Raw genomic sequence first — 12,310 nt, 5'->3', positions numbered from 1 at the left:
GGTACGGTACTTCAGAGCCCGGCGTTATCGGCCGTTGCTGTCTTCGGCTTGCCGTAGTGCCATTCGTAGACCACGAACTTGAAGTCCTTGAGGTCGCCTTTTTCATCGAAGCTCAGGTCCCCGGTCGGGGTCTTGAAGGTGCCGGCGTGGATCGCCTGGGCGACCTTCTCCGGGTCTTCGCTCTTGGCCGCGGCGATGGCGCCGGCAATCACCTCTACTGCCGAGTAGGAAGGCAGCACGAACGGTCCGCTGGGGTTTTCCTGCTTGGCCTGGAAGGCTTCCACCAGGGCCTTGTTGGCCGGGTCCTGGTCGAAGGACTTGGGCAGGGTCACCAGCATGCCTTCGGAGGCATCCTTGGCGATTTGCGAGATGGAGTCGTTGCCCACGCCTTCAGGTCCCATGAAGCGCGCGGTCAGGCCCTTTTCCTTGGCCTGGCGCAGCAACAGGCCCATTTCCGGGTGGTAGCCGCCGAAGTACACGAAGTCGACATTGGCCTGCTTGATCTTGGCCAGGATCGAGGAGTAATCGCGCTCGCCAACGTTGATGCCTTCGAACATCGCCACCTTGATGCCTTCCTTGCCAAGGATGTCCTTGACCGAGCTGGCGATGCCTTCGCCGTACTGCTGCTTGTCGTGGAGCACGGCGACGTTGGCGGGCTTGAGCTTGGCGATGTAGCGTGCTGCCGCCGGACCCTGGGCATTGTCCAGGCCGATGGTGCGGAACACCATCTTGTAGCCACGGGAAGTCAGCTCCGGGCTGGTCGCGGCCGGGGTGATCATCACGATGCCTTCGTCTTCATAGATGTCCGACGCTGGCTGGGTGGAACTGGAGCACAGGTGGCCGACCACGTACTTGACGCCGTCATTGACCACCTTGTTGGCCACGGCCACCGCTTGCTTGGGGTCGCAGGCGTCGTCGTATTCAACGGCTTCGAGCTTCTTGCCGTCGACGCCGCCCTTGGCGTTGATCTGCTCGATGGCCATGCGCGCGCCGCTGAACTGCATGTCGCCGTATTGCGCGACCGGGCCGGTCTTGGCCCCGGCGATACCGATCCGGATGGTGTCGGCGGCCAGGGAATGGCAGGCGAGGCCGGCGAGGATCATGGCGCTGAGCAGTTGGGTGGCTTTGTTATTGATACGACTCATTGTTGGTTCCACTCCTGTGGGTAACGGTTCAAAGGGTGTTGCGGGTACTGCTTGGGTTGCAGATAGGGCGGTCCGGCCCGTTCAGGGCAGGACCTTGTCGAGCCGGCTGGCGTTCTCCTGGGCGGGTGCTGCCACTGCTATGGGCGCGCAGGCTTCCAGGGCCTGGGCGAGGTCGGCCAGCAGGTCGTCGATGTCCTCGAGGCCCACCGAAAGACGTACCAGGCCTTCAGCGATGCCGTGTGCGGCGCGTTCCTCGGGGGTGTAGGTGGAATGGGTCATGCTCGCCGGATGCTGGGCCAGGGACTCGGCATCCCCCAGGCTCACTGCCCGACTGAACAGCTGCAAGGCGTTCATGAAGCCGCAGCCACTGGGCAGGCCTCCCTTGAGTTCGAAGGCGATCATGCCGCCGGGCAGCTTCATTTGCCGCTTGGCCAGGGCGTACTGGGTAAAGGAGGGCAGGCCGGGGTAGGCCACCCACTGCACCAACGGATGCGCTTGCAGATAGCGAGCCACGGCCAGGGCATTGCTGCAATGGCGATCCATGCGCAGGCTCAGGGTCTTGAGGCCGCGCATCAGGAGGAAGGCATCCTGGGGCGACATCACCGCCCCAGTCAGGTCCTTGAGGCCCTGCAAGCGGATCTTCTGCGCCAGCTCCTGGCGGGTGACGACGATACCGGCGGTGATGTCGCCATGGCCGCACAGGTATTTGGTGGCCGAATGCACGACCAGGTCGGCCCCCAGGTCCAGGGGGCGCTGCAGGTAGGGAGTGCAGTAGGTGTTGTCCACCGCCAGGGTGATGTTGGGGTGCTGGCGGACGATGCGCGCCACTGCGGTGATGTCCACCAGTTGCATGTTGGGGTTGGCCGGGGATTCGAAGTAGACCATCCGCGTGGCGGGGGAGATGGCGGCGCGCAGGTTCTGCGGATCGGTCATGTCCACATGGCGGACCTTGACCCCGAACTCCTCCAGGCCGTGGTGCAACAGGGCAAAGGTGCAGCCGTACAACGTGCGGTTGACGATGACCTCGTCTCCCGGGCGCAGCAGCGTCCAGAAGGTGGCGGCGATGGCGCCCATGCCGGAGCCGAAGGCCACCGCGGCCTCGCCATTCTCCAGGTCGGCCATGCGCGATTCCAGCAAGGCCAGGGTTGGGTTGCCGATACGGGTGTAGAAGTAACCGGGCTCTTGTCCGGCGAAGCAGCCGGCACCGTACTCGGCCGTTGCGAAGGTGAACGTGGAGGTGAGGTAGATCGGAGGAATCAGCGCGCCCTGATGCTCCTGCGGGTTGTAGCCGTGGTGGATGGCGCGGGTGGAAAAACCAAGATCACTGTTTTTATTGTTCATGGTGAAGACTCCCGGATTTGCTCTAATGCTATGCTCAAATCCGGCGCAATAATTTCTAATCTGGCCCCTTAAAAAGCTGAAGATTGGAATAAATAATCATAAAAACAAAAGATAGAGGCAAAATATGCCCGCTGGCCTGGACCGTACCGACAAAGCCCTGCTTGTCGCCCTGCAAGACAATGCCCGACTGACCAATGCGGAATTGGCCGACACGGTCGCCCTGACCACTTCGCCGTGCTGGCGCCGGGTCAAGTTGCTGGAGGACAGCGGAGTCATCACCGGCTACCAGGCGATCCTCTCGCCCAAGGCCCTGGGCTACGGCGTGACCGCCTTCGTCAGCGTCATGATGGAATCCCACTCCCGCGAGACCGCCCGAGCCTTCGAGCAGCGGTTGCTGGAGATTCCCGAGATCATCGCCTGCCACAACGTCTCCGGGCGCTATGACTTTCTCCTCGAAGTGCTGGCCAAGGATCTGGAGTCCTTCGGCGAGTTCGCCCGCGAAGTGCTGCAGACCCTGCCCGCGGTGAAGGAAATCTACTCGAGCTTTTCATTCAAATCGGTAAAGCCGGCGCGATTGATCCCGGTGCTTCAACCCGGCGGTTGAGCGATCCGGGCTCAGTGCAAATGCTGTTCGTCCAGGTACTGTTTCAGGCATTCGACGAAGGCCTGGTGCTTGCGAGTGTGGCGCCGATGGGCTGGGTAGATGATATGGATCATCGGGCCGAACTGCCCCGGATCGGGTACTGCCTCGGGCAGCAGTTGCACCAGCTCGCCCCGTTGCAGGTAAGGCAGGGCGCTCCATTGCGGGCACAGTTGCAGGCCCAGGCCTGCCAGTAACGCACCGAACAGGAAATCGTAGTTGTCACTGGCCAGCCGTGGCACTGGCTGGGCCATGCGCTGTTGCCGGCCATCGAGGGTGAAGTGCCAGAAATGCGGATTAAGCGCGGGGTGGCGGAAGATCAGCCAGTCATGCTCGGCAAACGTCTGCGGGGTGACCGGCAGTGGCTTGCGTTGCAGGTAACGCGGGCTGGCACAGAGCAGGATGCGGTTGGCGGTCAGTGGCCGAGCGACCAGGTCCGGCAGGTCCACCGGGCCATCGCGTACCGCCAGGTCGTAGCCGCCCCTGAGCAGGTCGACGAATTCGTCGGTCAGCTCTACGTCCAGGCGCATCTGCGGGTATTGCTCCAGGAACCGATAACAGACGGCGTTGAGAAAGGCTGGGGCGAAGGAGGGCGGCGCCACCAGGCGCAGGATGCCGCACATCTGCTGCTGCAACTGATGGATATCCTCCCGGGCCTGTTGCAGTTGGGCCAGCACCTGGCGGGCGCTGGCCAGGTAGAGGTGCCCGGCCTCGGTGAGGGCGATGCGGCGTGTGGAGCGTTCGAACAAGCGGGTACCCAGCTGGGTTTCCAAATGGGTGACGGCCTTGGTCAGGGCCGAGGTGGTCTTGCCCAGGTGGGCGGCGGCGCGAGTGAAACTGCCCTGGTCGGCGGTGGCGACGAACATGCTGATGGCGCCCAACTGGTCCATGGGGTCTTGCCTCTTTGGAAAGAATGAGTTGCCCGAAGCAGTATTCTTAAAACCCCCTCGGCTTGGCTAGTCTCTTGCCCATTCTGACCAAGGGCGCCAATAACAATGAAAAACGCACTGACGATCACGCTGGCCTCGGCGCTGGCTTTTGTCGCAATGGAAAGCCAAGCGGCGGTGGATTTGCTGCTGCACAACGGCAAGGTGTTCACCGCCGAGCAGGGCCAGCCCCTGCAGCAGGCGGTGGCGGTGGAGCAGGGGCGGATCGTCAAGGTCGGCAGCGACGCCCAGGTGCTGGCGCTCAAGACGGCGGGCACCCGGGTGGTCGATCTGCAGGGCAAGGTGCTGATGCCCGGCTTCATCGACAGCCACAGCCACGCGATCTTCGGTGGCCTCAAACTCAAGGCCGCGGACCTGGAAAGCCAGCTGTTGCCGGTGGATGAGCTGGAGCGACGCCTGCGCGGCTGGCGTGACGACGGCAAGGCGCGCCATGGCGATACCCTGAGCGTCAGCGGTTTTCCTTCCACTTATTGGAGCCAGGTGGATGCGCTGGAGCAACGCTTCAACCAGGGCGAGTGGGCGGATACACCGATCCTGTTCGTCGGCTGGGACTACCACACCGGCTGGGCCAACCGCGCCATGCTCAAGCGTGCCGGCATCGATGCCCAGCGGGTCAAGGCGCTGACGGGCGAGGCGGTGGCCACCATCGGTCACCATCCCGATGGCACGCCCAATGGCTTCGTCGCCGATGCCGGGCTCTCGGCCCTGACCTCCCAGGTACCGGCGCCGAGCTTCGAACAGATGCTCGACGCCGGGCGTGCTGCCCGGGACCTGAACCACAGCCTGGGCATCACCGCGCTAATGGACCCGGCGGCCAACGCGGTACCCAGTGATGCGCTGTTCGCCATGCATCCCACGGCCCAGACCGTGGGCGTCTTGCCGGTGTACAAGGCGCTGGCCGAGAAAGGCGAACTGGACCTGCGGGTCGCCGCGTTGATGGTGGCCAATCCCAAGAGCCGGCCAGCGGATCTTGCGGTACTGGACCAGGTACGCCGGCAGTTTCTCGATGTGCCCAACCTGAGCTTGCCGGGAATCAAGATCTTCGCCGATGGTGTTGCCGAGTTTCCGGCCCAGACCGCGTCCTTGCTGACGCCCTACAAGAACTCGCAGAAGGGCGGTGAGTTGCTGATCGACCCGGCGCATTTCGGCGAGTTGGTCAGCGCCGCCGACGCCCGTGGCTGGCTGGTGCATGTGCACGCCATCGGCGATCGCGCGGTGCGTGAGTCGCTCAACGGCATCGAGCAAGCCCGGCGCCAGCGCCACAGTGGCGTGGTGCACTCGATCACCCACCTGCAAATGGTCAATCCCAAGGAGTTCGCGCGCTTCAAGCCGCTGGACGTGATCGCCTCGATGCAGCTGTATTGGGCCTCCGCCGATGAACTGAGCATCGACCTGCTCAAGCCCTACATCACGGCCATGCAGTTCCAGTTCATGTACCCGGCGCGCTCGTTGTTCAAGAACGGCGCCACCATCGCTGGTGCCAGCGATTGGCCGGTGAGCACGCCCGAGCCATGGAAGGCCATCGCCCAGGCGGTCAGTCGCAAGGGCCCCAAGGGGGTGTTGAACAAGGATGAAGGCATCGATCGCCAGGCCATGTTCTACGCCTACACCCGCAATGCCGCCCGTGCCATCGGCCTGGAGCAGCAGATCGGCAGCCTGGTCCCGGGCAAGCAGGCCGACCTGATCGTGCTCGATCGCGATGTGTTCCAGGTTCCCGATGAGCAGTTGGCCGGCACCCAGGTGCTGAGCACCTATTTCGCCGGTCGCGAGGTCTACCACCGCCCGGGCGAATGACCTCGGCCATTGCGCCAAAGCGGCCCGCGACCCTGTTCGCGGGCTTTTTTTCAGCCGTCGATCAGGCTCCGTCGATGGGGCTGGAGACATTGATTTACCTGGGCTCTGGCGTTTTTCCCAATGGCGGCGAAGGCCTGCGCCATGGCCTGTCCGGCGATTGAACAGTTGACGTTGGCAGCGGCTTGTTCCTATTCTTTGTCGATCGACAAATAATAGGAGCATTCGATGAAAACCCTCAAGGGCCCCAGCCTGCACCTGGCGCAGTTCAGCGCCGATACGGCGCCATTCAATGACCTGCCGGGCATTGCCCGCTGGGCCGCCGACCTGGGCTTCAAGGCGTTGCAGGTCCCGGCTTGGGATGAGCGGCTGTTCGATGTCGCCACGGCGGCGCACAGCCAGGACTACTGCGATGAAGTCAAGGGCCAACTGGCCGAGCACGGCCTGGTGATCAGCGAGCTGACCACCCATATCTTCGGCCAACTGGTGGCGGTACACCCGGCCTACGACGCGATGTGCGACAACTTCGCCCCCGAGGCCCTGCGTGGCAATCCCAAGGCGCGCACCGACTGGGCCATGGACCGCATGCAGCTGGCGGCACGGGCTTCCCGGCGCCTGGGGCTTGCTGACATGGGCACTTTCTCCGGCTCGCTGGCCTGGCCCTACCTGTTTCCCTTTCCCCAGCGTCCCGACGGCCTGATCGAGACCGCGTTCGCCGAACTGGCGCGGCGCTGGCGGCCGATCCTCGATGCCTGCGACGAGCAGGGGGTCAACCTGTGCTACGAGATCCACCCCAGCGAAGACCTGCACGACGGCACCAGTTTCGAGCGTTTCTTCGACCTGGTGGATCGGCATCCGCGCTGCCACATCCTCTTCGATCCCAGCCATTTCGTGCTGCAGCAACTGGACTACCTGGCGTACCTGGACATCTACCACGAGCGCATCCGCATGTTTCACGTCAAGGATGCCGAGTTCAATCCCAGCGGGCGCCAGGGCATCTATGGCGGCTACAGCTCCTGGGTCGAGCGGGCCGGGCGGTTCCGTTCGCTCGGCGACGGCCAGGTGGATTTCAAGGGGATCTTTTCCAAGCTGGCGCAATACGACTACGGCGGCTGGGCGACCCTGGAGTGGGAGTGCTGCCTCAAGGACCAGGAGGACGGCGCCCGGGAAGGCGTGGAGTTCATCAACCGCCACATGATCCGCGTCACCGAACGGATCTTCGACGACTTCGCCGGTGCCCGCATCGACCGCCAACAGATCAACGCCATGCTCGGCATCGCCTGAACCTTTCCCCCCGGAGATCACTATTGATGAATGCCTTTACCGACAACACCCAGGTCGATGCCCACGGCCTGGCCCATCGCTACGTGCGCATCGACGGCCAGCGGATCCATTGCGTCAGTGCCGGCAGTGGCCGGCCGGTGCTGCTGATTCCCGGCTGGCCGCAGACCTGGTACGCCTGGCGCGAGGTGATCCAGGCCCTGGCCGCCAGGGGCTTCCAGGCCATCGCCGTGGACCCGCCGGGCACCGGGCAATCCGATCGCCCGGAGCACGGCTACGACACCGGCGCCGTGGCCGATGTGCTGCACCGAGTGATGGAGCAGCTGGGGTTCGAACGCTATAGCGTGGTCGGCCATGACGTAGGCATGTGGGTCGCCTACGCCCTGGCCAGCGACCGGCCCGAGGCCGTGGAGCGCCTGGCGCTGACCGAGGCGGTGATCCCGGGGCTGGCCGAGGCGCCGCCGATCTTCGTCGAGCCGGGGCAGAACATCTTTCTCTGGCACTTCATGTTCAACCAGTTGCGCGATTTGCCGGAAGCGCTGATCGCCGGCCGCGAGCGGGTCTACCTCAACTACATCTTCGACAAGTGGTCCCACCGCCGCGACGCGGTGGCCACCGAGGAGTACATCCAGGCCTATGCCGCCCCGGGCGGACTGCGTGCGGGCTTCGCCTACTACCGGGCGATTCCCGAGACCGTGCGCCAGAACCAGCAGCGCGCCGAACGGTTGCTGGCAATGCCGGTGCTGGCCATCGGCGCCGAGCACGCTACCAACGATGCTCCGCTGCTGACCCTGCAGGGCCGGGCCAGCGATCTGCGTGGCGCCATCGTGCCGGACTGCGGGCACTTCATCATGGAGGAGGCGCCAGAGGCTTTCCTTGGCCACTTGCTGCCGTTCCTGGAAGAGCAGGCGGGCTGAGCCTCGACCGTCGTCCCCGGGCAGGGAAAATGGCCCGGGGACGGCGCAAATCTAATATCATTTCGTCCCGGCGCCCCGTGCCGGCCGCCGATCGGGCCACACCGATCGCCGCTCATCCTGACGAGATACCTGACTCCCATGGCTGGAAGACCCCGCGAATTCGACCGCAACCAGGCGTTGCGCCAGGCGCTCGAACTGTTCTGGGCCCGTGGTTTCGAAACCACCTCCATGGCCGACCTGGTGGCCGCGCTGGGCATCGCCTCGGCACGGATCTACGCTGCCTTCGGTTCCAAGGAGGCGCTGTTTCGCGAAGCCATCGAGCTGTACGAGAGCCACGAGGGCGGTTTCGCCGATCGGGCCCTGGCCGAAGAACCCAGTGCCCGTGCCGCCATCGCCCGCCTGCTCGAGGAGGCCGTGCAACTCTATACCCGGCCAGGCCAACCCCTGGGTTGCATGGTGGTGTCCTCGGCGGTGAACTGCTCCAGCGACAACGACGGCGTGCGCCAGTGGCTGGCCGAGCACCGGCTGGCGCGCACCGCCAGCATCGTCCAGCGGCTGCAGGCGGCGGTGCAGTCGGGGGAATTGGCAGGTCATGGCGATGCAACTTCCCTGGGCGATTATTACTCTACGGTGCTGCATGGCCTGTCGGTGCAAGCCCGGGATGGCGCCAGCGCCGAGCAACTGCGCAAGGTGGTGGCGTTGGCCATGGGCGTCCTCGATACCGCGTGCAACGTAACCCCTGACTAACCTGCGATTCATTACCCTGGCTGCGCTCGCCGTGGGCGCCGGACAGCGCTACCAGCCGAGCAGGGGCCGGGTTTTTCATCGGATCCAGGATCCGCTCCACCTTCGAACGAGTAGTACGACCCCGACATGAGCAATCCCCAGGCGACACCCCAAGGTAACTGGCAGTCGGTCATCGCGTTGGCCCTGGCCGCCTTTGTCTTCAACACCACCGAGTTCGTCCCGGTCGGGCTGCTGAGCGCCATCGGCGCGAGCTTCGACCTGGCCAGCGAACAGGTCGGGCTGATGCTGACCATCTACGCTTGGGTGGTTTCCCTGACCTCGCTGCCGGTGATGCTGCTGACCCGCAACGTCGAGCGCCGGCGCTTGCTTACGCTGCTGTTCGGCTTGTTCATCGTCAGCCACATATTGTCCAGCCTGGCCACCAGCTTCGGCCTGTTGATGCTCAGTCGCATCGGCATCGCCCTGGCCCACGCGTTGTTCTGGTCGATCACCGCATCCCTGGCGGTGCGCCTGGCCCCCGCGGGCAAACAGGTACAGGCCCTCGGCCTGCTGGCCACCGGCACCTCCCTGGCCATGGTCCTGGGCATTCCCCTGGGGCGCCTGCTGGGCGAGGCCCTGGGCTGGCGAACCACCTTCAGCGTGATCGCCGGCCTGGCGGCGCTGCTGGTGCTGTGGCTGATCCGCACCTTGCCGCTGTTGCCCAGCCAGAACTCCGGTTCGCTGCGCAGCCTGCCGCTGCTGTTCAAGCGCCCGGCGCTGGTGGCGGCCTATGTGTTGACGGCCATGGTGGTGACGGCGCAATTCACCGCCTACAGCTACGTCGAGCCCTTCATCAAGTTGGCCTCGGGCCTGGGCGGCGACGTGGTGACCCTGGTGCTGCTGGTGTTCGGCGGCTCGGGGATCATCGGTTCGCTGCTGTTCAGCCGCCTGCACCGCCACAGCCCCCAGGGTTTCCTGCTGGTGGCGGTGGCCTTGTTGATGTTGTGCCTGGGCCTGTTGCTGCCGCTCAACGGGCATGTCTGGTCGCTGGTGGCCCTGAGCGTGGTCTGGGGCATGGCGATCATGGGGTTTGGCCTCTCGCTGCAGTCCAAGGTCCTGACCCTGGCACCGGACGCCACCGACGTGGCGATGGCGATGTTCTCCGGGATCTACAACATCGGCATCGGCGGTGGCGCCTTGCTCGGCAGCTGGGTCGGCGGGCAACTGGGGTTCGCCTATGTCGGCGTGGCCGGCGGCGCCCTGGCGGCCCTGGCGCTGATGCTCTATGGCTGGTCGAGCTGGCGCATCGCCCGCGCCACCGCGCAATGAAGCCCTGGATGTAGTCGCTGCCCCAGGCTGCGCCCGCGTGCGTAGCGCCCGCCAGGGCGGTGTTGCTAGATCGTTAGCTGAAGGCCCGCCGGCCTTGTCGCAGCCTCGCGGGCTCGGCAGCGGCTGCAGGATTTGCGCGGCCTTGTGTAGCCGCTGCCGCGAGGGTCAGGACTGGCGCCGGGCCTCGGGCCAGGCGGCGACCAGGAGCAACAACAGCGCCGCCAGCAGGTAGGGCAGGCGCGGCTCCACGGCATACACCAGGGTGCCGGCCAATGGCCCGACCACCACGCCCAGGCCTTGGGCCGCGCCGATGGAGCCGGCGGTGGCACCTTGCTCGGCGGCGTCTACCGAATTGCTGGCCAGGGCGGCGAACGACGGGAAGATCCAGCCCATGCCGGCCGCCGAGATGAAGAAGCCCAGCCACAATACCCAGGCGTGGGCGGCGACGATGCTCGCGGCAAACCCCACGGCCGCCACCAGGGCGCCGATGCGGATCATCCGTAGCGGTGGCCATTCCAGCTTGCGCACCAGCAATTGCGAGACGATCAATGCCACGCCCACCAGGGTCAGGGCGATGCCGGCGGTCTGTGCTGCCATCGCCGGAGCCATGCCCAGGCGATCGAGGGCGAAGAAGCCCACGGTGATCTGCGCCATGGCCACGCACAGCATGGCCACGAAGGCCACCAGCAGCGGACGGCGCAGGCGCCGGTCAGCCAGGCTCACTGACTTCGGCGGCTGCTGCAGGTGCAACTCCTGGCGTGGCAGGCGGGCGCGCAGGAACAGGAAACCGAATAACGGCAGCAGCGCCATGGCATAGAACGGCAAGCTCAGGCTCTGGCGCGCCAGCAGGGCGGCGATGGCCGGTCCCAGCACCAGGGCGCAGGCATTGGCCGCACCCAGCGAGGCCATGGCCCGGGCGCGGTGCTGGAGCTCGATGTTGTCGGCAATCAGCGCATAGCCGCCTACCGGAATCGCCGCATAGAACACCCCGATCAACCCGCGTCCCAGCAACAACCCGGCGAAGGCCAGCAGCGCCGAGGGCAGGGCGTGCAGCGCCAGGTCGATGAACAGGCTCAGGGCCAGGAAGGCCAGGGTGAAGCCACCGGTACCCAGCAACAGGATCCGCCGTCGGCCGAGGCGGTCGCTGGCCCGGCCCCAGGGCCGGGCCAGGAGCATCCAGATCACCCCGGACACGGTGACCGCCATGCCGGCCTGCCAGGTGGCCAGGCCGAGGATCCGGGCGATGGGACCGATCAGCGCGACGAAGGCCATCATCGCCATGGTGCAGGCCAGGTTGGCCACCAGCAGCGGGCGCAGGTCGAAGGCCGTGGCGTCGGTGGAGGTTGTCGAGGTCTCGTGGGGCAGTGGTTGAACGTTGCTCATGGTCTATCCCAGGGCTGAGTGAAAGGGCAGGCGGCCATCGACCATCACCAGGGGACGACCGCGCACGTGTTCCAGGCTGGCATCGACGCCATAGACGTCGCGCAGCAGCTGTGGGTCGATCACCTCCAGGGCCGGGCCGGCGGCGGCCAGGCGGCCGTTGTGCAGGACCACCACCTGTTGGCTGAAGCCCAGGGCCAGGTTGATGTCGTGGACCACCACCAGGGTGATCAGCTGGCGCTCGCGGGTGGCATGGGTGATGGCTTCCACCACCTGGCATTGGTGGTACAGGTCCAGGGCGCTGGTGGGCTCGTCGAGCAACAGCACCTTGGGTTGGCGCACCAGGGCCTGGGCCAGGCCCACCAGTTGCCGCTGGCCGCCGGACAGGGCGTCGATGGGGCGGTCCGCCAGGGCCGTCAGGTCGAGGTCGGCCAGCACCTGCTCGACGCCCTGCAACACTGCCGGGCTTGGCCGCCCGGGAGTGAAACCGGGGCTGCGGTGCCCGGCCATGGCGGCACTGAGGATGGCCTCGAAGGCACACAGGCGGGTCCGCTCCGGCAGGCTCTGGGGCAGGTAGACGATATACCGTGCCCGCTCCACCTGGGGCAGGCGAGCCAGGTCGGTACCGTCGAGCAGCACCTGGCCCGAGGTCTTGTGCAGGCCGGCAATGCCCCGCAACAGCGTCGACTTGCCGGCCGCGTTGGGGCCGATCAGTGCGGTCACGCTGCCGGCCTGCAGGGCCGGCAAGTCCACTGTGTCGAGCACCTGGCGGTTGCCGTAGTGCATGCTCAGGCTGGCGGTACTCAAGCCCTT

General features: G+C 65.6%; 12 protein-coding genes. 7 read left to right on the top strand and 5 right to left on the bottom strand.

Annotation, left to right across the window (positions count from 1 at the left end; genetic code table 11):
• Positions 1-11: 11 nt before the first annotated feature.
• Positions 12-1,145 carry a branched-chain amino acid ABC transporter substrate-binding protein gene (locus tag C4K39_RS27225; protein WP_124347903.1) on the bottom strand — a complete coding sequence of 378 codons (1,134 nt, stop codon included), beginning with the start codon at positions 1,143-1,145 and terminating at the stop codon, positions 12-14.
• Positions 1,146-1,226: 81 nt separating this feature from the next.
• On the bottom strand, positions 1,227-2,486 hold the full coding sequence (locus C4K39_RS27220) for a methionine gamma-lyase (RefSeq protein WP_124347902.1): 1,260 nt from the start codon (positions 2,484-2,486) through the stop codon (positions 1,227-1,229).
• A 124-nt stretch (positions 2,487-2,610) separates the two neighbouring features.
• On the opposite strand from C4K39_RS27220, the gene C4K39_RS27215 reads away from it, so the two are divergent.
• Entirely contained in the window at positions 2,611-3,090 is a 480-nt protein-coding gene (locus C4K39_RS27215) for an Lrp/AsnC family transcriptional regulator (RefSeq protein ID WP_068580830.1), read from the top strand.
• Between the two features lie 11 nt (positions 3,091-3,101).
• Here the strand turns inward: C4K39_RS27215 and C4K39_RS27210 are convergent, their stop codons facing one another.
• Positions 3,102-4,016: a LysR family transcriptional regulator gene (locus tag C4K39_RS27210; protein ID WP_124347901.1), complete on the bottom strand. Its 915-nt coding sequence runs from the start codon at positions 4,014-4,016 to the stop codon at positions 3,102-3,104.
• A gap of 105 nt (positions 4,017-4,121) precedes the next feature.
• On the opposite strand from C4K39_RS27210, the gene C4K39_RS27205 reads away from it, so the two are divergent.
• From C4K39_RS27205 to C4K39_RS27185, 6 genes are all read left to right on the top strand, one after another.
• Positions 4,122-5,867: an amidohydrolase gene (locus C4K39_RS27205; RefSeq protein ID WP_124347900.1), complete on the top strand. Its 1,746-nt coding sequence runs from the start codon at positions 4,122-4,124 to the stop codon at positions 5,865-5,867.
• Positions 5,864-6,028 carry a hypothetical protein gene (locus tag C4K39_RS31610; protein WP_164487333.1) on the top strand — a complete coding sequence of 55 codons (165 nt, stop codon included), beginning with the start codon at positions 5,864-5,866 and terminating at the stop codon, positions 6,026-6,028. The genes C4K39_RS27205 and C4K39_RS31610 overlap by 4 nt, the downstream gene beginning before the upstream one ends.
• Positions 6,029-6,092: 64 nt before the next feature.
• Positions 6,093-7,148 carry a sugar phosphate isomerase/epimerase family protein gene (locus tag C4K39_RS27200; protein WP_068580822.1) on the top strand — a complete coding sequence of 352 codons (1,056 nt, stop codon included), beginning with the start codon at positions 6,093-6,095 and terminating at the stop codon, positions 7,146-7,148.
• A 26-nt stretch (positions 7,149-7,174) separates the two neighbouring features.
• Complete coding sequence (locus C4K39_RS27195) at positions 7,175-8,062, top strand: alpha/beta fold hydrolase (protein WP_124347899.1); 888 nt, start codon at positions 7,175-7,177, stop codon at positions 8,060-8,062.
• A 138-nt stretch (positions 8,063-8,200) separates the two neighbouring features.
• On the top strand, positions 8,201-8,809 hold the full coding sequence (locus C4K39_RS27190) for a TetR/AcrR family transcriptional regulator (RefSeq protein ID WP_124347898.1): 609 nt from the start codon (positions 8,201-8,203) through the stop codon (positions 8,807-8,809).
• 126 nt (positions 8,810-8,935) lie between these two features.
• The gene (locus C4K39_RS27185; RefSeq protein WP_124347897.1) at positions 8,936-10,117 is read left to right on the top strand and encodes a sugar transporter; all 1,182 of its coding nucleotides are present in this window, start codon (positions 8,936-8,938) and stop codon (positions 10,115-10,117) included.
• A 165-nt stretch (positions 10,118-10,282) separates the two neighbouring features.
• Here the strand turns inward: C4K39_RS27185 and C4K39_RS27180 are convergent, their stop codons facing one another.
• Both C4K39_RS27180 and C4K39_RS27175 read right to left on the bottom strand, forming a co-directional pair.
• The gene (locus tag C4K39_RS27180; protein ID WP_124347896.1) at positions 10,283-11,500 is read right to left on the bottom strand and encodes an MFS transporter; all 1,218 of its coding nucleotides are present in this window, start codon (positions 11,498-11,500) and stop codon (positions 10,283-10,285) included.
• 3 nt (positions 11,501-11,503) lie between these two features.
• On the bottom strand, positions 11,504-12,283 hold the full coding sequence (locus C4K39_RS27175) for an ABC transporter ATP-binding protein (protein WP_124348410.1): 780 nt from the start codon (positions 12,281-12,283) through the stop codon (positions 11,504-11,506).
• Positions 12,284-12,310: the final 27 nt, after the last annotated feature.

Source organism: Pseudomonas sessilinigenes (assembly GCF_003850565.1).
Classification (GTDB): Bacteria; Pseudomonadota; Gammaproteobacteria; order Pseudomonadales; family Pseudomonadaceae; genus Aquipseudomonas; species Aquipseudomonas sessilinigenes.
This window is presented reverse-complemented; position numbering and strand designations above follow the sequence as displayed.